Here is a 20,806-nt window from a genome sequence, read left to right as displayed (position 1 = left end):
CTTCGGGATCGTGCTTTTTACGCTACGCCCGCGATCGCCCTGGCGAATTCGCTGGCCGAGAATGGTTCGAGGTCGTCGACCTGTTCGCCGACGCCGATGAAGTAGACCGGCAGTTTGTGCTTTGCCGCGATCGCGACCAGAATACCGCCGCGCGCCGTGCCGTCCAGCTTGGTCATCACCAGGCCGTTGACGCCGGCGACATTGCGGAAGATCTCGACCTGATTGAGCGCATTCTGGCCGGTGGTGGCGTCGACCGTCTGCAGCACGGTATGCGGCGCTTCCGGATCGAGCTTGCCCAGCACGCGCACGATCTTTTCCAGCTCCGCCATCAGTTCGGTCTTGTTTTGCAGCCGGCCGGCGGTGTCGATGATCAGCACGTCGGAGCCGGCCTCCTTGGCGCGTTCGAAAGCGTCGTAGGCGAGGCCGGCGGCATCCGCGCCTATCTTCGAGGCGATGACCGGCGACTTCGTCCTCTCGCCCCAGATCTTCAGCTGCTCGATGGCTGCAGCGCGAAACGTGTCGCCGGCGGCCAGCATCACCGACAGGCCACCATCGGTCAGTTTGGCGGCGAGCTTGCCGATGGTCGTGGTCTTGCCGGTGCCGTTGACGCCGACCACCAGAATGACATGCGGCTTGTGCGACAGGTCGAGCTCCAGCGGCATGGCGACATGGGCCAGCACCTTCTCCACCTCGGCCGCCATGATGGTGCGGACATCCGCGTCGGAGACATCCTTGCCGTAGCGGCTGGCAGCGAGGGCATCGGTGACGCGCAAGGCTGTTTCCATGCCCAGATCGGCACGGATCAGCACGTCCTCCAGATCCTGCAGCGTCTCCTCGTCGAGCTTGCGCTTGGTGAAGACGCCGGCGATGTTGCCGGTGAGTTCTTTCGAGGAGCGGGCAAGCCCGTCGCGCATGCGCTGGAACCAGGAGCGTCGCGGCGCCGGTTCGGGCGCCTTTTGCGGCTCGGCTTTCTGCTCGACCTTTTTGGTTACGGTGACTTTGCCGGGAGCTGGTTTTGACTGTGGCGAAGGTTGCGGGGCCGGCGCGGGCGCTAGCTCGGCAACGATGGTCTTGGCTTCGACCGGCGCGGGTACAGCTTCAACCGACGTGCGCTTTACCTCCCCCTTGATGGGGGAGGTCCCAAGCGAAGCTTGGGGGTGGGGGTGATTTGCGCTGGCGTCAGCGCTGTCACCCCACCCCGCCGCTTCGCGTCGACCCTCCCCACCGAGGGGAGGGTGGGGCGCCTCGTCCTTCTCCCCGTGGCTATACGGGGAGAAGGTGCCGGCAGGCGGGGCGGCGCTGACCTCTGAGGTAGGCTGTGCGGGAGGCGCGGACGGTTGCGGCACTTCGATCGGCGCTGGTGCTTCGGCCGGCTCCTCGGCAGGCGTTGGTACTTCAACGGGGGCCGGTTCCGGCTGCCTCTCCGGGCGCGCTGGTTCAACCTCCGGCTTGGCCGGTGCGGCCGGAACTTCTTGCGGCTGCGGTTCGGGCGCGGGCTTCGGAACAGCCGGCGGCGCGGGAACTTCCTCGGGCTCCGGCGGCTCGGCAGGCGTCTCAGGTTCGGGGGCTTCTTCCGGCGCGGGCTCCGGCAACGGTTCCGGCTCGGATGGGACGACCGGTTCCGGCGCGGGCGGGATGGTCGGCGCGGGTTCGGGCTTCGGTTCTTCTGGCGCCGACTGCGGCGCAGGCTTTACCTCCCCCTCGATGGGGGAGGCCCCAAGCGAAGCTTGGGGGTGAGTGGCGCCGGCGTCGGCGCTCTCACCCCTCTCCGCCACTTCGTGGCGACCCTCCCCATCGAGGGGAGGGTGGGGCGTCGGCGGCTCGGGCTCCTCGCGCTTCAAGAACTCCGGAACGACCTGCTCGGCCGCCGGCTTCAGCGCCTCAAGCGCATCCCATTTGATCGGCGGCAGGGGAGCGGTTTCGTCGATGCGCTCCTCGACGCCTTCCTTCTTGCCGAACGAAAATATGTTCTTGAAAAAACCGGCCATGCTTCAATCGTCTCAGGCGGCGCGGGCAGTGAGGGGCGAGGCTATCAGGCGCGCCCCATCATGGCCGGTGATGTCTGCCTCGACGATCTCGCCCGGCGCGCCTGTGCCTAGCGCGGCAAGCGTGAACCCTTCGGTGCGGCCGAGGCCGTCGCGCTCGACCAGGATCGACTGGCGCGTTCCCGGGAGCGACGACAAATGGCGGCGATAGGCGGCCTCGCCGACGGCGCGCAGCTGGGCCGCGCGCTGCTTGACCAATTCGCGGCGGACCTGCGGCATGCGCGCGGCGGGCGTGCCTTCGCGCGGCGAAAACGGGAAGACATGCAGGTGCGTCAGCCCACATTCCTCGACGATCTTTATCGAATTCTGAAACATTTCCTCGGTCTCGGTCGGGAAGCCGGCGATGATGTCGGCGCCGAAGACGATTTCGGGGCGCAGCTTGCGCACATCCTCGCAGAAGCGGATCGACTGGTCGCGCAAATGCCTGCGCTTCATGCGCTTCAGGATCATGTCGTCACCTGATTGCAGCGACAGATGCAGATGCGGCATCAGCCTGGGCTCGGTGGCGATGGCGTCCAGCAGATCGTCGTCGGCTTCGATCGAATCGATGGAGGACAGCCGCAGCCGCTTCACGTCAGGCACCTGCTTCAGGATGGTCTTCACCAGCTTTCCCAGCTTCGGCGCGCCCGGCAGGTCGGCGCCGAAAGAGGTCATGTCGACGCCGGTCAGCACGATCTCGGCATAGCCGTTGCCGGCCAGACGCTTGACCTGCTCGACCACGGCGCCCATCGGCACCGAGCGCGAATTGCCGCGGCCGTAGGGGATGATGCAGAAGGTGCAGCGGTGGTCGCAGCCATTCTGCACCTGCACGAAAGCGCGCGCCCGGCCCTCGATGGCGTCCACCATATGACCGGCGGTCTCGCGCACCGAGAAAATGTCGTTGACGCGCGCCTTCTCGGTGTCGTTGACGCCGAAATCCGGCAGCGCGCGGTAGGAGTTGGCCTTCAGCTTCTCTTCGTTGCCAAGCACGAGGTCGACCTCGTCCATGGCGGCAAAATTCTGCGGTTCGGTTTGCGCGGCGCAGCCGGTGACGATGATGCGCGCCGCCGGATTTTCGCGGCGGGCCCTTCTGATCGACTGCCTGGCCTGGCGCACCGCTTCGGCGGTGACGGCGCAGGTGTTGAAGATAATGGCGCCGCCTTTGAGCGCGCCGAGACCTGCGCTTTCGGCCTCGCGGCGCATCACTTCGGATTCATAGGTGTTGAGACGGCAGCCAAAGGTGACGACGTCTATGCCTTGGGAGTTGGGGCCCTTGGTATCGGCAAGTGCAGACATCAGGCCGCGCTTTCGGTGTCGCGGGCCCAGGTGCCGGTCGACGGATCGAAATTGCCGGAAAACTCCCATTCGGCAGCGCCGGTCAGGATGACGTGGTCGTCGTCGCGCCATTCCACATGCAGCGAGCCGCCGCCGGGCGTCATCAGCGTAACGCTGCGGCCGGTGCGCCGGGTGCGGGCAGCGGCGACGACGGAAGCGCAAGCGGCCGAGCCGCAAGCCTTGGTCAGGCCGGCGCCGCGCTCCCAGGTGCGGATGATCATCGTCTCCGGCGACGTTACCTGGGCGATGGTGATGTTGGCGCGCTCGGGGAAGATCGGATGGTTTTCGAGCAGCGGGCCGAAACGCTCGAGTTCGTAGGACCAGACATCGTTGTCGACCCAGAAGATAGCGTGAGGGTTGCCCATCGAGAGAGCCGAAGGCGAATGCAGCACCGGCGCGTCGATGGGGCCGATCTGCAACTCGATCATGCGGGTGTCGCGGAATTCCTCGGCCAGCGGAATGTCCTGCCAGCCAAAGCGCGGAGTGCCCATGTCGACCGAGATGGTGCCGTCGGCATGTTCGACGGCGTTGAGGATGCCGGCGCGGGTCTCGAAGGTGAAAGTCTTCTGGCCGGTTTCGGCGGCCAGCGCCTGGACGACACAGCGCATGCCGTTGCCGCAGGCCTGCGCGCCCGAGCCGTCGGAATTCAAGATGTCGATGTAAAAGGCGGTGCCCGGCGTGCGCGAATCGTGGACCGCCATGATCTGGTCGAACCTGGTCGCCGCATCGGCGTTCAGCGCGACAGCCGACGCCGCCGTGACCCTATCGGCACGGCCACGCATGTCGGCGACGATGATTTCGTTGCCGATGCCGTTCATCTTGGCGAAGGGGGCAGTGCCTGCCATGATCTGAGGTAATTTCCTGTACGTTTCGCCGCTATATGGCGGAAACGGGCGGGAATTACCAGTGTGGGCTGCGTTTAGGTTACCGCGAAAACGCCGAGCACGATCAGCAGGAAGATGACGAGAACGATGCCGATCAGCACGCGCGCGCCGGTGGCGGCGGCACCGGCCAGCGCCGGCATGCCGAGCAGGCTGGCGGCGGCAGCAACGATGAGAAGAATGATGATCCATTTGATCATGGACAATGCCTCGCAAATTGACTGGCCTGCAGCCGGCTTAAGAACGCATCTGCGGCGCTCTGGTTCCGTTGCCGCGATGCTCTTTCCGACTGGGCGCGCTATTCGGCAATCTCGAAGTCGGTCGTGAAAGGCGCCGTCTTTTGCGAGTTCTCGTCGTGCATGAGGAAATCCGCGCGGTATTTGCCGGGGGGAACGCCATCCAGGGAGACGTTTAATTTGAAGAACATCTCTCGGTTATGCGAGCGCGAGGCGAGCTGGACCCGGCCAAGCTTTTCGACGGTTCCCAGCTTCTCGCCCGACTGGGAAAGCACGGTAAGGTCAACGTAAAGCGCGATCTGGTTGTTGCCGAGCCCATCCGAGCCGTAGCCGTAACCGACCGGCTCCATATAAAGCACAATCTCTTCGCCCGGCTTGTAGACATGGTTCGGGCGCTCAGCGTAGGCGCCGAAGCCGCTGGCCGACATGATATGCTTCACATTTTGCACGCCAAGCGGCATCGCTTGCCACAGAGCGTCCTCGGCGCTGCGGAATTTGTCCAGCGCGCCGGCGCCATCACCCGCCTGCAGTGCCTTTTCGGCTTCAGCGGCGCGATCGGTGATTTCACCCGCGAAAGCGGCCGGCGTCGAAATTACCAGCGCGATCAAAACTGCCAAGATTGATTTCATCTGTTCCCCCTGTTGCGATAGACCATCGGCTAAAATGGCAGTGCCGTAAACGGCCAAATGCAGACTCCAGCCGCGCTCGATCTCGGGAACGTCCCAAACCTCGCCCGGACGCAAGGCGCGAAACCGCTCACGCGCCAGGCCTTGCGCCTCAAGCGCTTCAGTCAGTTTTGCGCCGGCAGTTGCGCTCGACCGCCGATGCGCCGACCTGCTGCGGGCTCCGGTGCCGCTTTCGCAACCAATGTACCGGTTGGAACCGCGCTAGAGCGAAGACATGCCTTTTGTCGCGCCAGCCATTTTGCGACAAATTTACAACAATTCGTGGTGCAAACCCTATTTTAACCATATCGGGTTGAAATTTCGCCACCTTCTCCATCTTGGTGAGGGGTGAGATTGTGCGGACGGCTTCCCCCCAGCCGGATCCGACGGAGGTTGGAATGATTTTTTCGAGAAGCGGGCTGATGGCCGTATCGCTGGCAGCGCTCGTTGCGAGCGGCTGTTCGACCTCGCGTTTTTCATCGATGGATGACCAGCAGCCCGCCCCGCTGCAGCCCGCGCCCGCCGGCACGGTGAGCGGAAGCCAACTGCCGCCCCCGGCAGCGCCGGGCACCACCGACCCATCGCAATTCCCGACCGCGCCGGCAGGCGCGCAGGTCGCCTCGCTGCCGCCGGACGGATCGGCGCCGGCCGGAGCCTCCGACCTTACCGCTGCGAGCGTTGCCGGCGTCTGGAACGCCAGCGTGTCCGGACAGAGCTGCAAGGTGGCGACGCCGCAGACCAAATTCGGCGCCGGCTTCCGCGCCGGGCCGCTGCATTGCCCGCCGCCCATCGACGGCATCAAATCGTGGAACGTCGCCGGCAAGCAGCTGACGCTCTATGACGAGAATGGCGGCACGCTGGCGCGGCTCTATTCCTCGGGCGGTTCGAAATTCGACGGCCAGACTACCAACGGCTTGCCGATATCGCTTACAAGGTAGGCAGGGTATGCTGATATTCAGGTGAGGCCGGCCTGCGAACGGCGGCTTCCTGCGCTTCCGGTGCTCACGTACTTAAGTACGCTCCGCTCCGGTTCTCGGGAGCCACCATTCTCGGCTCGGCCTGACCTGAACCTCAACACACCCTGATCTTTCCTGGAGCAATCCGCTCAAAGTAAGCGACGTGACCGATGCATCTGCGTGACGGCCTCCAGACCCATGCGACCGTCAGGCAGCGCTACGACCATCTGGTCGCAACCGGCGCCATCGAGCGCGATCCTGCGCAGGAGCGCATCGCCGCCGCGCTCGACCGGCTGACCGACGAGATCTCGGTCAAGCGGCTGGCGCACAAGTCGAGCGCGCTCGGCTGGCTGTTTGCCCGCAAGCGCGAGACGCGCGAGGTCGTCAAGGGCCTCTACATTCATGGCGGCGTCGGTCGCGGCAAGACCATGCTGATGGATATGTTCTTCGAGCTGTTGCCGGTCAGGCGCAAGCGCCGCGTTCATTTCAACGACTTCATGGCCGATGTGCAGGATCGCATCCAGAAGCACCGGCAGGCGCGCAAGAACGGCGACGTCAAGGAGGACGACCCGATCCCGCCGGTCGCGCTTCAGCTTGCCGAACAGGCCTGGGTGCTGTGCTTCGATGAGTTTTCGGTCACCGACATTGCCGATGCGATGGTCCTGTCGCGGCTGTTTTCGGCGCTGTTCGTCAATGGCGTGGTTCTGGTCGCCACCTCGAATGTCGCGCCGCAGGACCTTTATCGCGACGGGCTGAACCGCCAGCTTTTCCTGCCCTTCATCAGCATTCTCGAGCGCCAAGCCCATGTGCTGACGCTTGATGCCGACAAGGACTACAGGCTGGAAAAGCTCGCCCGCACGCCGGTTTATGTCACCCCGGCGGATGCCGAAGCCGACCGTGTGCTCGACGAGGCCTGGCAGGCGATGACGCGTGGAGCGCTGACGGCCGAGACCTCGCTGACGCTCAAGGGGCGGCAAGTGAGGATACCGGCTGCCGCCGGGGATGCAGCGCGGTTTTCCTTCGCCGACCTCTGCGAAAAGCCGCTCGGCGCACGCGATTTCCTGGCCATTGCCGGCCGCTTCTCGACCGTCTTCATCGATCACGTGCCGGTGCTGGGCGAAGGCAAGCGCAACGAGGCCAAGCGCTTCATCCTGTTGATCGACACGCTCTACGATCATCACACGCGGCTGGTGGTGAGCGCTGAGGCTCCCCCGCCTGAGCTTTACACGGCCAGGCGCGGCGTCGAGGTGTTCGAATTCGAACGCACCGCCTCGCGGCTGATCGAGATGCAAAGCCGCGACTGGCTGGAGGACTGGGCGGAACGGCAGAAGGACAACGCGGAAGCGCACGTCTGAGGGTTCCAAGAGGTCATTATGTAGTGATCCTTCGCGCCCCCCTCTGTCCTGCCGGACATCTCCCCCACACGGGGGGAGATTGGCGGTTTCGGCGCTCCGCTCATTCCTGCGGCCATTGGAGATTGGCGAAAGGTCGCGTGACGTCCGATCTCCCCCCTCGTGGGGGAGATGCCTGGCAAGGCAGAGGGGGGGCGCTGTCCCGCCGACGCCTAAAGCTCGTACACATACATCACAAACGACTCCGCCGGCCCATGCACCTCCTTGCGCGATTCATAAAGCGCGCGCGCTGGCACATTGTCCGGTTCGGTGCCGACCCAGGCTTCGCCGCATCCCTGCTCGCGGCCGAGCGCGAACATGGCGTCGAGCATCTTTCGCGCGATGCCATGGCGCTGGTAGGCGGGTGAGACGCCGACCTCGTCGATGTAGAGTTCGCTGACCTTGTCCAGGTGGCGGTGGATGACGGCAGCACACTGGCCGACGACGACGCCATCGGCCAGTGCCACAATCATCATACGACCTGAGGAGGCGAGGTAGGCGGACAGTCTGTCGGCCCGTACCGGTTCATCGAACACGTCTTCGGCGATGCGCTTCACAAGGGCGTCATCGCCTGGATATAGTCTTCTGATTTCCACGTTCATTGTGTAAAATCTCTCAAGTCGGCTTACAAACTTTGACGTTTACGTAAATCCCAATGTTTCTAACCGATTGAAATTATTCACTCGAAAATAATCGATTGAATATATTTTCCACCAGGGCTACTGGATGCGGCGAAATCCGCTGACACCACAGCATTCCGGCCTCTTCCTCGACGCCGTCAACCAGATCGCCAGAGATTTGGGCATCGTCACAGACAAAGGGAAAATTTCCTCACATGGCACGCAACAAGATAGCGCTCATCGGCTCCGGCATGATCGGCGGCACGCTCGCTCACATGATCGGCCTCAAGGACCTCGGCGACGTGGTGCTGTTCGATATTGCCGAGGGCATCCCGCAAGGCAAGGGGCTCGATATCGCGCAGTCTTCGCCGGTCGATGGTTTTGACTCCCGGCTGACCGGGGTCAATGATTATGCCGGGATCGAGGGCGCCGATGTCTGCATCGTCACTGCCGGCGTGCCGCGCAAGCCGGGTATGAGCCGCGACGATCTGCTCGGCATCAACCTCAAGGTCATGGAACAGGTCGGCGCCGGGCTGAAGAAATACGCGCCCAAGGCCTTCGTCATCTGCATCACCAACCCGCTCGACGCCATGGTCTGGGCGCTGCAGAAGTTTTCGGGCCTGCCCAAGACCCATGTCGTCGGCATGGCCGGCGTGCTCGACAGCGCGCGCTTCCGCTATTTCCTCGCCGAGGAGTTCAAGGTCTCGGTCGAGGACGTCACCGCCTTCGTGCTCGGTGGCCATGGCGATTCCATGGTGCCGATGATCCGCTATTCCACGGTGTCGGGCATTCCGCTGCCGGACCTCATCAAGATGGGCTGGACCTCGAAGGAAAAGCTCGACCAGATCGTCCAGCGCACCCGTGACGGCGGCGCCGAGATCGTTGGCCTCTTGAAGACCGGCTCGGCCTTCTACGCGCCGGCGGCTTCCGCAATTTCGATGGCCGAATCCTATCTCAAGGACAAGAAGCGCGTGCTGCCTTGTGCTGCGCATCTCTCGGGCCAGTATGGCGTCAAGGGCACCTATGTCGGCGTTCCCGTTGTCATCGGCGCCGGCGGCGTCGAGCGCATCATCGAGATCGACCTCAACAAGGCCGAGCAGAAGATGTTCGACGCTTCGGTGGCGACAGTGCAGGGCCTGACCGAGGCTTGCGTCCAGATCGCCCCGCACCTCGCCTCGAAATAATCCCCCAAAGCAGCCGATCCGGAGACCATCCAGATGAACATCCATGAATATCAAGGCAAGGCGCTGCTGAAGTCGTTTGGTGCGCCGGTGGCCGAAGGCGTGCCGGTGTTCAAGGCAAGCGAGGCGGAAGCCGCGGCACAAGCGCTGCCCGGCCCGCTCTATGTGGTGAAGAGCCAGATCCACGCCGGTGGCCGCGGCAAGGGGAAGTTCAAGGAACTGTCGCCCGACGCAAAGGGCGGCGTGCGGCTGGCTAAGTCGGTTGCCGAAGTCGTTGCCAACGCCAATGAGATGCTCGGCCACACGCTGGTGACCAAGCAGACCGGCCCCGCCGGCAAGCAGGTCAACCGTCTTTATATCGAGGACGGCGCCGACATCGAGCGCGAGCTTTATCTGTCGATCCTGGTCGACCGCTCGGTCGGCCGCATCGCTTTCGTCGTCTCGACCGAGGGCGGCATGGACATTGAAGGCGTCGCCCACGACACACCGGACAAGATCATCACCCGCGCCATCGATCCGCTGGCCGGCGTGACGACCATCGACGTCGACATATTGGTGGAAGCGCTGGGACTAAACGGCGATGCCGCCAAGGATGCCGGCACGCTGTTCCCGATCCTCTACAAGGCCTTTGTCGAGAAGGACATGAGCCTGCTCGAGGTCAACCCGCTGATCGTGATGAAGAACGGCAGGCTGCGCGTGCTCGACGCCAAGGTGTCGTTCGACAACAATGCGCTGTTTCGCCATCCCGAGCTGATGGAACTGCGCGACACCACCGAAGAGGACGAGAAGGAGATCGAGGCGTCGAAATACGACCTCGCCTATGTCGCGCTCGACGGCAATATCGGCTGCATGGTCAATGGCGCCGGCCTTGCCATGGCGACGATGGACATCATCAAGCTCTATGGCGCGGAACCCGCCAACTTCCTCGATGTCGGCGGCGGTGCGTCCAAGGAAAAAGTGACGGCAGCGTTCAAGATCATCACCAGGGACCCGGCGGTCAAAGGCATTTTGATCAACATCTTCGGCGGCATCATGAAGTGCGACATCATTGCCGAGGGCGTCATTGCCGCGGTCAAGGAAGTCGGCCTGGAAGTGCCGCTGGTGGTGCGCCTCGAAGGCACAAACGCCGAACTCGGCAAGAAGATCATCAACGACAGCGGCCTCAACGTGGTGTCGGCGGACGATCTCGACGACGCAGCCAAGAAGATCGTGGCGGCGGTGAAGGGCTGAAGGCGAATGCCTCCGCGCAAGATAAACCTCGTCGAGGCGGCGGATCGAACGATCACCAAGGTCTTCGATCCGCATATTGCCGGCGACGTCAATGACAGCCAGGCCAAGGTCGCCAAGTTCGGCGAGACCTTCGACTGGCATGCGCACGAGCGTGAGGACGAGGCTTTTCTCGTGCTGCGGGGCAAGATCGCCATCGATTTTCGCGACGGCCCGGTCGAGCTCGGCGAGGGCGAATTCATTGTCGTGCCGAAGGGCGTCGAGCACCGACCGCGGTCGCTGACCGCCGAGCCGGTGGTGCTGATGTTCGAGCCGGCGACGACGCTCAACACCGGCAACGCCAAGAGCGACCTTACCGTCTCCGATTTGAAGCGGCTCTGACCCATGAACGCGTTCTCCTCGCTCTCGGCCGATCACCAGCGCCTGCAGGCACTGGTCGGCGCTTGGCGCGGCGAGGAAGAGGTGGCGGAAACGCGGTGGGCCGATGGCGGACCGGCGGCGTCGGAAGTGCTGGCAGAGCCACAGTTCGGCGGCCTGTTCGTGGTGCAGCGCTATCGCCAGCGCCGCGACGGCACGGTCTCGTTCGGCTCGCACAGCGTGTTCGGCTTCGACCAGCCAAACAGGCTCTTCACCATGCACCAGTTCGACTCCATGGGTTTTGTGCCGGCCTCGCCGGCCACAGGAACGTGGAACGGCGATGAGCTGGTTCTGGAGCGGTCGTCGCCGCGTGGCTCAGCACGCGTGACGTATATTTTCGACAATGTCGATGCCTACCGGATGCGACTGCATTTCAAACCTGCCGGCAGCGACAGCTGGCAAGACATGGTGAGCGGCGTCTACCGGCGCGTTTCGCCTTCCTCGATCAACGGTTTTTAGAAAAGGGCTCCGATGTCCATTCTCATCGACAAGAACACCAAGGTGCTGGTTCAGGGCCTGACCGGCAAGACCGGCACGTTCCACACCGAGCAGGCCTTGGCCTATCACGGCACCAAGATGGTCGGCGGCATCCATCCCAAGAAGGGTGGCGAGACCTGGACCGGCGCCAAGGGCGAAAACCTGCCGATCTTCGCTTCCGTTGCCGAGGGCAAGGAAAAGACCGGCGCCAATGCCTCGGTGGTCTATGTGCCGCCGGCGGGCGCCGCCGAAGCCATCCTCGAAGCCATCGAAGCCCAGATCCCGCTGATCGTCTGCATCACCGAAGGCATTCCGGTGATGGACATGGTCAGGGTCAAGGCGCGGCTCGACCGCTCGACCTCGCGGCTGATCGGCCCGAACTGCCCCGGCGTGCTCACCCCCGACGAATGCAAGATCGGTATCATGCCCGGCAACATCTTCCGCAAGGGCTCGGTCGGCGTTGTTTCGCGCTCGGGAACGCTTACCTACGAGGCAGTGTTCCAGACCACCAATGTCGGCCTCGGCCAGACCACCGCCGTCGGTATCGGCGGCGACCCCGTCAAAGGCACCGAGTTCATCGACATGCTCGAAATGTTCCTCGCCGACGACGAGACCAAGTCGATCATCATGATCGGCGAGATCGGCGGTTCGGCCGAGGAAGACGCCGCGCAGTTCCTCAAGGACGAGGCCAAGCGCGGCCGCAGGAAACCGATGGCCGGCTTCATCGCCGGGCGCACCGCGCCGGCCGGTCGCACCATGGGCCATGCGGGCGCGGTCATCTCCGGCGGCAAGGGCGGCGCGGAAGACAAGATCGCGGCGATGGAATCGGCCGGCATCAAGGTATCGCCATCGCCGGCGCGTCTGGGCACGACACTGGTCGAGGCGATCAAGGCTAAGTGAGTAGCGAGTAGTGAATAGCGAATAGCGAAAAGAGAGTAACGGCGCGAGCCGGGAAAAATCCCTACTCGCTATTCGCTACTCACTATTCGCTTTTGAAAAGGAGACGGAGCCAGGCTCCGCGGACAAAAATGGCAAGACAAGATCAGGCCAACGACCAATTTTCGCTCACCTCTTTCCTCTATGGCGGCAATGCCGATTATATCGACGCGCTGTACGCCTCCTATGAGGATGATCCAGAGTCGGTAAACCCCGAATGGCAGGACTTTTTCGCCGGACTGAAGGACGACGCCGGCGATGTACGCAAGAACGCCAAGGGCGCTTCCTGGGCAAAGCCCTCCTGGCCGCTGCAGGCCAATGGCGAACTGGTGTCGGCGCTCGACGGCAATTGGGGCATCGTCGAGAAGCATCTGGAAAAGAAGGTCAAGGACAAGGCGGTCACCAATGGCGTCGTGCTGTCGGATGCCGACGTGCATCAGGCGACGCGCGATTCGGTGCGCGCCATCATGATGATCCGCGCCTTCCGCATGCGCGGCCATCTGCATGCCAATCTCGACCCGCTCGGCATCGCCAAGCCGCTTGAGGACTATAACGAGCTGTCGCCGGAGAATTACGGTTTCACCGCAGCCGACTACGACCGGCCGATCTTCCTCGACAATGTGCTCGGCCTCGAATTCGGCACCATCCGGCAGATGCTGGAAATCCTGACCCGCACCTATTGCTCGACGCTCGGTGTCGAGTTCATGCACATTTCCGATCCCGAGGAGAAGGCCTGGATCCAGGCGCGCATCGAGGGCGCCGACAAGGAGATTTCCTTCACCGCTACGGGAAAAAAAGCGATCCTGCAGAAGCTGGTCGAGGCCGAAGGCTTCGAGCAGTTCATCGATGTCAAGTACAAGGGTACCAAGCGCTTCGGCCTCGATGGCAGCGAAGGCCTGATCCCGGCGCTGGAGCAGATCATCAAGCGCGGCGGCCAGCTCGGCATGAAGGAGATCGTGCTCGGCATGGCGCATCGCGGCCGGCTGAACGTGCTGTCCCAGGTGATGGCCAAACCGCATCGCGCCATCTTCCACGAGTTCAAGGGCGGCTCGGCCGCTCCTGACGAGGTCGAGGGCTCGGGCGACGTCAAGTACCATCTCGGCGCCTCGTCGGACCGCGAATTCGACGGCAACAAGGTGCATCTGTCGCTGACCGCCAATCCCTCGCATCTGGAAATCGTCGATCCGGTTGTGATGGGCAAGGCGCGTGCCAAGCAGGACTATCTGTTCGGCCGCAGCCGCGAGGAGATCGTGCCGCTGGAAGAGCGCGCCAAGGTGCTGCCGCTGCTTCTGCATGGCGATGCCGCCTTTGCCGGCCAGGGTGTGATTGCCGAAATCCTCGGCCTGTCGGGCCTGCGCGGCCACCGCGTCGCCGGCACGCTGCATTTCATCATCAACAACCAGATCGGCTTCACCACCAATCCGCGCTTCTCGCGCTCGTCGCCCTATCCGTCCGACGTCGCCAAGATGATCGAGGCGCCGATTTTCCACGTCAATGGCGACGACCCGGAAGCGGTGGTGCATGCCACCAAGGTGGCGATCGAATTTCGCATGAAGTTCCACAAGCCGGTGGTGGTGGACATGTTCTGCTATCGCCGCTTCGGCCACAATGAGGGCGACGAACCGGCCTTCACGCAGCCGATCATGTACGCCAACATCCGCAACCACAAGACGACGGTGCAGATCTATGGCGAGCGGCTGATCGCCGAGGGCCATATCAGCCAGGCCGAACTCGACAAGATGAAGGCCGACTGGCGCGCCCATCTGGAATCCGAATGGGAAGTCGGCCAGCACTACAAGCCCAACAAGGCCGACTGGCTGGACGGCGCCTGGTCCGGCCTGCGCACGGCCGACAACCAGGACGAACAACGCCGCGGCAAGACCGCCGTGCCGGTCAAGGTGCTGAAGGACATCGGCAAGAAACTGACCGAGGTGCCGAAGGGCTTCGAGGCGCACAAGACCATCATCCGCTTCCTCGAAAATCGCCGCCAGGCGATCGACTCCGGCGAAGGCATCGACTGGTCGACGGCCGAGGCGCTGGCCTTCGGCGCCATCCTGCTCGACGGCAATCCGATCCGGCTCTCCGGCCAGGATTCAGAACGCGGCACCTTCTCGCAGCGCCATTCCGTGCTCTACGACCAGAAGGACGAGACCCGCTACATCCCGCTCAACAATCTGTCGGCGGCACAGGCCGGCTACGAAGTCATCAACTCGATGCTGTCGGAAGAGGCGGTGCTTGGCTTCGAATATGGCTACAGCCTGGCCGAGCCGAAGGCGCTGACGCTCTGGGAAGCGCAGTTCGGCGATTTCGCCAACGGCGCCCAGGTGGTGTTCGACCAGTTCATCTCGTCGGGCGAGCGCAAGTGGCTCAGAATGTCAGGCCTGGTCTGCCTGCTGCCGCATGGCTATGAAGGCCAGGGTCCAGAGCATTCTTCGGCCCGGCTCGAGCGCTTTCTGCAGCTTTGCGCCGAAGACAATATGCAAGTCGCCAACTGCACCACGCCGGCGAACTACTTCCACATATTGCGCCGGCAGTTGAAGCGCGACTTCCGCAAGCCGCTGATCCTGATGACGCCGAAGTCGCTGCTGCGCCACAAGCGGGCGGTATCGACGCTGCCGGAGATTTCGGGCGAAAGCTCGTTCCACCGGCTTTTGTGGGACGATGCCCAGCTGCTGCAGAACCAGGCGATCAAGCTCACCAAGGATTCCAAGATCCGCCGCGTCGTGCTGTGCTCGGGCAAGGTCTATTATGACCTCTACGAGGAGCGCGAGAAGCGCGGCATCAACGACATCTACCTGCTGCGCGTCGAACAGCTCTATCCCTTCCCGGCCAAGGCGCTGATCACCGAACTGTCGCGTTTCCGCAATGCGGAGATGGTGTGGTGCCAGGAAGAACCCAAGAACATGGGCGCATGGTCGTTCATCGACCCTTATCTGGAATGGGTGCTGGCGCATATCGACGCCAAGCATCAGCGGGTGCGCTACACCGGCAGGCCGGCGGCGGCATCGCCGGCGACCGGTCTGATGTCGAAGCATTTGGCGCAGCTCGCCGCCCTGCTCGAAGACGCGCTCGGCGAATAGAACAAACCCGGCGAATAGAACAGACAGAGAAGAAACGGACAGGCACAATGGCTACCGAAATCCGCGTTCCCACTCTCGGCGAATCCGTCACCGAGGCGACCATCGGCAAGTGGTTCAAGAAGGTCGGCGATGCCATTGCCGTCGACGAGCCGCTGGTCGAGCTCGAAACCGACAAGGTGACGGTGGAGGTGCCTGCCGCCGCCGCCGGCACGCTGGGCGAGATCACCGCCAAGGAAGGCGAGACCGTTGGCGTCGGCGCGCTGCTCGGTTCGATCTCGGCTGGAGGCGCTGCCGCCGCCCCGGCGTCCAAGCAGGAGACCAAGCCGCAAGCTGTGTCGCAGGCGTCGAGCCCCGACGCGGCACATACGACCAAGCAGGCCGCGGCCGAGACCGCCAAGATTGCCGGCGATGCCGGGCCGGTCGAGCCGCGCACCATGCCGCCGGCGCCAGCTGCCGCAAAGCTGATCGCCGAGAACAATCTGTCGGTCGACCAGGTTTCTGGCTCGGGCAAGCGTGGCCAGGTGCTGAAGGGCGACGTGCTCGACGCGATTTCCAAGGGCGCGCCGTCGCAGCCGGCCGAAATTCCGAAGGCCGCACCGGCTCCGGTCGCTGTGCGTGCGCCGTCTTCGGGCGACGATGCGTCGCGCGAGGAGCGCGTGCGCATGACCAAGCTGCGCCAGACCATTGCGCGCCGGCTGAAGGAAGCGCAGTCGACCGCCGCCATGCTGACCACCTTCAACGAGGTCGACATGTCGGCGGTGATGGCGCTCAGGACCAAGTACAAGGACATCTTCGAGAAGAAGCATGGCGTGAAGCTCGGCTTCATGGGCTTCTTCACCAAGGCGGTTACGCACGCATTGAAGGAAATCCCCTCGGTCAATGCCGAGATCGACGGCACCGACATCATCTTCAAGAACTATGCCCATATCGGCGTTGCCGTCGGCACCGAAAAGGGTCTCGTCGTGCCGGTGGTGCGCAATGCCGACCAAATGTCGATTGCCGAGATCGAGAAGGATATCGGCCGGCTGGGCATCGCCGCGCGGGACGGCAAGCTGTCGGTCGCCGACATGCAGGGTGGTACGTTCACGATTTCCAACGGTGGCGTCTACGGTTCGCTGATGTCGACGCCGATCCTCAATGCGCCGCAGTCGGGCATTCTTGGCATGCACAAGATCCAGGACCGGCCCGTCGTGGTCGGCGGCCAGATCGTGATTCGGCCGATGATGTACCTGGCGCTCAGCTACGATCACCGTATCGTCGACGGCAAGGAAGCCGTGACCTTCCTGGTCCGCGTCAAGGATAGCCTGGAGGATCCCGAACGGCTGGTGCTTGATTTGTGATCGGAGCTGATCCGTCATGAGCGGCTGGCTGGCGCGGTTTGGGTTCAAGCTGGGTCGAGTAGCGGGTAGCGTATTGAGGCGTTCCCGGCCGGCGGCTTCCGCCGCCATCTCTCCGCCGGCGACATCGACTGAATGGGATTCGGCGCCGGCGAGCAGCAATCTCGGTGTCTTCGCTCTCAGCGAAGCCGAAATGGCGGAGCGGAAGATCATCGTCACCGCGATCGGTGAGCTTGAGCTACCGACCGGCGAAATCATCGCTTGCGATCCACTGATTACCGGGCTGGAACGGCCTGTGTTTAGCCGTAAGGTCAGGCCGGGATGCTATCCAGTCACGTTGCTTGAGGCGCAAGGCCGTGTTGCTGCAGCGGTATTGCGGTTTGGCACTGGCTTGCCGGTGCGGTGGGAGTTGGCTGCCTTCGTCCGCGACGTCGGCACATCGTCCTGGAAGTCTGGATTTATTGTCGATGATAATGTTGCTTCGTTCATGGACAAGTCGGTTCTGACGCTGATGTCCGACCAGGAGGAACTCGACAGCTATCTTGCTGACGTTGCATGCTCGTTCGACAAGTTCCGCATGGATAATCCGGTTGATGGAAATCCGCTTAATATAGCCATGTTCGACACTGGCTTCAGTGATGGGAACTATTATTCCTTCTGGGGACTGGATGCGGCCGGCGAGCCGCTGGTCTTGATGACCGATTTCGAGGTGCTCGAAAACGCCGACGGCCGCGAGAGCAGCCAGAGCAATTCATGACAAACATCGCTTCGCCAATGATCGGATTTATGGCCGGGCTGGCTGTTCTCGCAGCGGGTTACGAGGCGCATGCCGCCTGCCCGCTGGCGCTTGCTGTCTATGGCGATGCCGAAAGCGAGGCCGGCATTGATTTCCGGCCGACGACGGATGCGGTCACCGTCACCAACTCGTTCAAGATGGTGCTCGACAAGGGCATCGTGCTCGACGGCATTGTGATGTGGACCTCCGGTGTTTCGCGACCGCAAGGGTCGCTGATGTACAAATGCCCGACCGGCGACGTCACCGGTGACGGGCTTGCCGCCTGCACGGTCTGGCATGGCGTCATCTACAGCGCCGACGATAAGGGCAACATCGCGCTCCTGGCGGCGGAAGGCACGGACGCGCCGCAGAGCCTGATCTTCCCCGATCTGGGTCCATCGTTGCAGATGTCGTCCGCCTTTGGCTCCATCGGTTTTTCGAAACTGCCGTGGGATGTGTTTTTGCTGAAAGGTTGCCAGGAATGAGCGCGGCGAAGAAAGTTCTTCTGGTCACCGGCGGCGGCCGCGGCATTGGTGCGGCCACTTGCCGGCTTGCGGCGAAGGCCGGCTACCGCGTCGCGGTCAACTATGCCGCAAACGAGGCCGCGGCCCAGGCGCTGGTCGCCGAGATCGAGGCCGGTGGCGGTGAAGCGATAGCGGTCAAGGGCGATGTCGGCGTCGAGGCTGACATCGTCGCCGTGTTCGAAGCCGTCGATGGCGCCTATGGCCGGCTCGACGCCCTGGTCAACAATGCCGGAATCGTCGACGTCAAGGCGCGTGTCGACGAGATGAGCCTGGCGCGGCTGGAGCGCATGATGCGCATCAATGTCATCGGCTCGTTTCTGTGCGCCCGCGAAGCGGTGCGGCGCATGTCGAGCAAGCATGGCGGCCAGGGCGGCGCCATCGTCAACATCTCGTCGGCTGCGTCGCTACACGGCTCGCCCGGCGAATATGTCGACTATGCCGCGTCCAAGGCGGCGATCGACACCTTCACGCTCGGACTGGCGCGCGAAGTCGCGACCGAAGGCGTGCGGGTCAATGCGATACGGCCGGGCATCATCGACACCGAGATCCACGCTTCGGGCGGCCAGCCGGACCGGGTCGAGCGGTTCCGCGACATGCTGCCGATGAAACGAGCCGGCACGGCGGATGAAGTCGCGCATGCCGTTCTCTATCTTTTGTCGGATGAAGCGTCCTACACGACGGGCGCAATCCTGAATGTAAGCGGCGGCCGCTGAGCGCCAAGCTAAGGGAAACGAACATGGCTTATGATGTCGTTATCATCGGGTCGGGACCGGGCGGCTATGTCTGTGCCATCAAGGCGGCACAGCTCGGGCTCAAGGTCGCGGTGGTCGAGAAGAACGCCACTTTCGGCGGCACCTGCCTGAACATCGGCTGCATCCCATCCAAGGCGCTGCTTTATGCCTCGGAGATGTTCGCCGAGGCCGGCCATTCCTTCGATGCGCTGGGCGTCGAGATACCGGCGCCGAAACTCAATCTGAAGAAGATGATGGCGCACAAGGACGCGACCGTTTCGGCCAACGTCAATGGCGTCGCCTTCCTGTTCAAGAAAAACAAGATCGATAGTTTCCGTGGCACCGGGAAGGTGGTTGCGGCCGGCAAGGTGTTGGTGACGGCTGAGGACGGCAAGGTCGAGGAGATCCAGACGAAAAACATCGTTATTGCCACGGGCTCCGATGTCGCCGGCATTCCCGGCGTCAAGGTCGACATCGACGAGAAGGTGATCGTATCGTCGACCGGCGCGCTGTCGCTGGAGAAAGTGCCGGGACATCTGGTGGTGGTCGGCGGTGGGGTCATCGGTCTGGAGCTCGGCTCGGTCTGGGCACGGCTCGGCGCCAAGGTCACCGTGGTCGAATTCCTCGACACCATCCTGGGCGGCATGGACGGCGAGGTCTCCAAGCAGTTCCAGCGCCTGCTTTCCAAGCAGGGTTTCGAGTTCAAGCTCGGCGCCAAGGTGACAGGGGTGACCAAGGCCAAAAAGGGCGCCGCCGTTGCGTTCGAACCGGTCAAGGGTGGTGCGGCCGAGACCATCGAGGCCGACGCGGTGCTGATCTCGACCGGACGCCGGGCCTATTCCGACAGCCTCGGGTTGAAAGAAGCCGGCGTCGAGGTCGACGAGCGCGGCCGGGTCAAGACCGACGGGCATCTCAGGACCAACGTGGCCGGCATCTACGCCATTGGCGACGTCATCGCCGGGCCGATGCTGGCGCACAAGGCCGAGGATGAAGGCGTGGCGGTGGCCGAGACCATTGCCGGCCAGGCCGGCCATGTGAATTACGACGTCATTCCGAGCGTCGTCTACACCAGCCCGGAAATCGCTTCGGTCGGCAAGACAGAGGAAGAGCTGAGGAAGGCCGGCATCGACTACAAAACCGGCAAATTCCCGTTCACCGCCAACGGCCGCGCGCGCGCCATGCTCCACACGGACGGCTTCGTGAAAATCCTCGCCGACAAAGCCAGCGACCGCGTGCTCGGCGTCCACATTGTCGGCTTCGGCGCCGGCGAGATGATTCATGAGGCGGCGGTGCTGATGGAATTCGGCGGCTCATCCGAAGACCTCGCCCGCACCTGCCACGCGCATCCGACAATGTCGGAAGCGGTGAAGGAAGCAGCGCTGGCGACGTTCTTCAAGCCGATCCATATTTAAGGAAAACGCTGGAGGGACAGCACCCCCCTCTGGCCTGCCGGCCATCTCCCCCTCAATGGGGGAGATTGGACTTCACCGCCGCGTCGCGAGCTTTCAAGTTTCTCACGTTTCTAACCTGGCGCTGTTCGTGAACTGCCGATCTCCTCTCTCGAGGGGGAGATGTCCGGCAGGACAGAGGGAGCGGTAAAGAATCGCGACGCTCGCCGATAGAGGCCCCAAACAAAACGGCCCGCTTTTCAGCGGGCCGTTCTTGGCTGGAATCAAGATGCCAGATCAGTTGGCCAGATTACGGGCTCGGCGCCGGAGCGGGCGCGGGTGCCGGGGCTGGCGCAGGAGCCGGTGCGGGAGCAGGGGCTGGTGCGGGAGCCGGTTCGGCGGGCTTCATCGGCTCAGCCGGCGCAGGTGCGGGCGCCGGTGTGCTGGCTGCCGGCGGCTCTGCGGGTGCAGGATGTTCGCCGCTTCTGCCGAAAACATAGTACGCGACAATCGCAAGGATGACGACGACCAGCGCAATCAGCCAGCCGCTGCCACCACCCGACCTGGGCGCTGGATCGTTAGGGTTCGCCATAAAAGTGTCCTCCGTGGATGAAAAGCATCAATC

The 20,806-nt window shown here is 63.3% G+C and carries 19 protein-coding genes; 13 read left to right on the top strand and 6 right to left on the bottom strand.

The window, feature by feature from the left end:
* Positions 1-17 precede the first annotated feature (17 nt).
* The 5 genes from ftsY to NKJ58_RS01700 all read right to left on the bottom strand — a co-directional run bounded on the left by ftsY (position 18) and on the right by NKJ58_RS01700 (position 5,219).
* Positions 18-1,988: a signal recognition particle-docking protein FtsY gene (gene ftsY, locus NKJ58_RS01720; RefSeq protein WP_352519381.1), complete on the bottom strand. Its 1,971-nt coding sequence runs from the start codon at positions 1,986-1,988 to the stop codon at positions 18-20.
* Positions 1,989-2,000: 12 nt separating this feature from the next.
* A complete protein-coding gene (mtaB, locus tag NKJ58_RS01715) occupies positions 2,001-3,320 on the bottom strand; it encodes a tRNA (N(6)-L-threonylcarbamoyladenosine(37)-C(2))-methylthiotransferase MtaB (protein ID WP_023683857.1) in 1,320 nt (439 codons plus the stop codon).
* Positions 3,320-4,204: a diaminopimelate epimerase gene (gene dapF, locus NKJ58_RS01710; protein ID WP_023683858.1), complete on the bottom strand. Its 885-nt coding sequence runs from the start codon at positions 4,202-4,204 to the stop codon at positions 3,320-3,322. Before dapF ends, mtaB begins: the two co-directional genes overlap by 1 nt.
* Before the next feature lie 74 nt (positions 4,205-4,278).
* The gene (locus NKJ58_RS01705) at positions 4,279-4,440 is read right to left on the bottom strand and encodes a DUF1328 family protein (RefSeq protein WP_023683859.1); all 162 of its coding nucleotides are present in this window, start codon (positions 4,438-4,440) and stop codon (positions 4,279-4,281) included.
* Between the two features lie 98 nt (positions 4,441-4,538).
* A complete protein-coding gene (locus NKJ58_RS01700) occupies positions 4,539-5,219 on the bottom strand; it encodes a hypothetical protein (RefSeq protein WP_352852738.1) in 681 nt (226 codons plus the stop codon).
* Positions 5,220-5,539: 320 nt separating this feature from the next.
* On the opposite strand from NKJ58_RS01700, the gene NKJ58_RS01695 reads away from it, so the two are divergent.
* Both NKJ58_RS01695 and zapE read left to right on the top strand, forming a co-directional pair.
* On the top strand, positions 5,540-6,079 hold the full coding sequence (locus tag NKJ58_RS01695; protein ID WP_023687689.1) for a protease inhibitor Inh/omp19 family protein: 540 nt from the start codon (positions 5,540-5,542) through the stop codon (positions 6,077-6,079).
* Positions 6,080-6,267: 188 nt separating this feature from the next.
* Positions 6,268-7,452, top strand: a complete 1,185-nt coding sequence (zapE, locus tag NKJ58_RS01690; RefSeq protein ID WP_023814772.1) for a cell division protein ZapE — start codon at positions 6,268-6,270, stop codon at positions 7,450-7,452.
* A gap of 209 nt (positions 7,453-7,661) precedes the next feature.
* Here the strand turns inward: zapE and NKJ58_RS01685 are convergent, their stop codons facing one another.
* Complete coding sequence (locus tag NKJ58_RS01685) at positions 7,662-8,090, bottom strand: GNAT family N-acetyltransferase (protein WP_023814771.1); 429 nt, start codon at positions 8,088-8,090, stop codon at positions 7,662-7,664.
* 233 nt (positions 8,091-8,323) lie between these two features.
* Between NKJ58_RS01685 and mdh the strand changes: the two genes are divergently transcribed.
* From mdh to lpdA, 11 genes are all read left to right on the top strand, one after another.
* Positions 8,324-9,292: a malate dehydrogenase gene (gene mdh, locus NKJ58_RS01680; RefSeq protein WP_352852737.1), complete on the top strand. Its 969-nt coding sequence runs from the start codon at positions 8,324-8,326 to the stop codon at positions 9,290-9,292.
* A gap of 33 nt (positions 9,293-9,325) precedes the next feature.
* On the top strand, positions 9,326-10,519 hold the full coding sequence (sucC, locus tag NKJ58_RS01675) for an ADP-forming succinate--CoA ligase subunit beta (RefSeq protein WP_023745421.1): 1,194 nt from the start codon (positions 9,326-9,328) through the stop codon (positions 10,517-10,519).
* A gap of 6 nt (positions 10,520-10,525) precedes the next feature.
* Positions 10,526-10,897, top strand: a complete 372-nt coding sequence (locus tag NKJ58_RS01670) for a cupin domain-containing protein (RefSeq protein WP_352852736.1) — start codon at positions 10,526-10,528, stop codon at positions 10,895-10,897.
* Positions 10,898-10,900: 3 nt separating this feature from the next.
* On the top strand, positions 10,901-11,392 hold the full coding sequence (locus NKJ58_RS01665; protein ID WP_352852735.1) for a DUF1579 family protein: 492 nt from the start codon (positions 10,901-10,903) through the stop codon (positions 11,390-11,392).
* A 12-nt stretch (positions 11,393-11,404) separates the two neighbouring features.
* Entirely contained in the window at positions 11,405-12,310 is a 906-nt protein-coding gene (gene sucD / locus NKJ58_RS01660; RefSeq protein WP_352852734.1) for a succinate--CoA ligase subunit alpha, read from the top strand.
* A gap of 128 nt (positions 12,311-12,438) precedes the next feature.
* On the top strand, positions 12,439-15,426 hold the full coding sequence (locus NKJ58_RS01655) for a 2-oxoglutarate dehydrogenase E1 component (RefSeq protein WP_023706737.1): 2,988 nt from the start codon (positions 12,439-12,441) through the stop codon (positions 15,424-15,426).
* Positions 15,427-15,473: 47 nt separating this feature from the next.
* Positions 15,474-16,766 (top strand): 2-oxoglutarate dehydrogenase complex dihydrolipoyllysine-residue succinyltransferase, encoded by a 1,293-nt coding sequence (gene odhB / locus NKJ58_RS01650; RefSeq protein WP_023742114.1) that lies wholly within the window; start codon positions 15,474-15,476, stop codon positions 16,764-16,766.
* A gap of 16 nt (positions 16,767-16,782) precedes the next feature.
* Positions 16,783-17,520, top strand: coding sequence for a DUF4241 domain-containing protein (locus NKJ58_RS01645; RefSeq protein ID WP_352852733.1), 738 nt, complete (start codon positions 16,783-16,785; stop codon positions 17,518-17,520).
* Complete coding sequence (locus NKJ58_RS01640; RefSeq protein ID WP_352852732.1) at positions 17,517-18,023, top strand: hypothetical protein; 507 nt, start codon at positions 17,517-17,519, stop codon at positions 18,021-18,023. The genes NKJ58_RS01645 and NKJ58_RS01640 overlap by 4 nt, the downstream gene beginning before the upstream one ends.
* Positions 18,020-18,775, top strand: coding sequence for an SDR family oxidoreductase (locus tag NKJ58_RS01635; protein WP_352852731.1), 756 nt, complete (start codon positions 18,020-18,022; stop codon positions 18,773-18,775). The genes NKJ58_RS01640 and NKJ58_RS01635 overlap by 4 nt, the downstream gene beginning before the upstream one ends.
* A gap of 23 nt (positions 18,776-18,798) precedes the next feature.
* The gene (gene lpdA / locus NKJ58_RS01630; protein WP_023814768.1) at positions 18,799-20,205 is read left to right on the top strand and encodes a dihydrolipoyl dehydrogenase; all 1,407 of its coding nucleotides are present in this window, start codon (positions 18,799-18,801) and stop codon (positions 20,203-20,205) included.
* The last annotated feature ends 601 nt before the right edge of the window (positions 20,206-20,806 follow it).

The organism is Mesorhizobium sp. M0139 (genome assembly GCF_040322455.1).
Taxonomy (GTDB): Bacteria; Pseudomonadota; Alphaproteobacteria; order Rhizobiales; family Rhizobiaceae; genus Mesorhizobium.
This window is presented reverse-complemented; position numbering and strand designations above follow the sequence as displayed.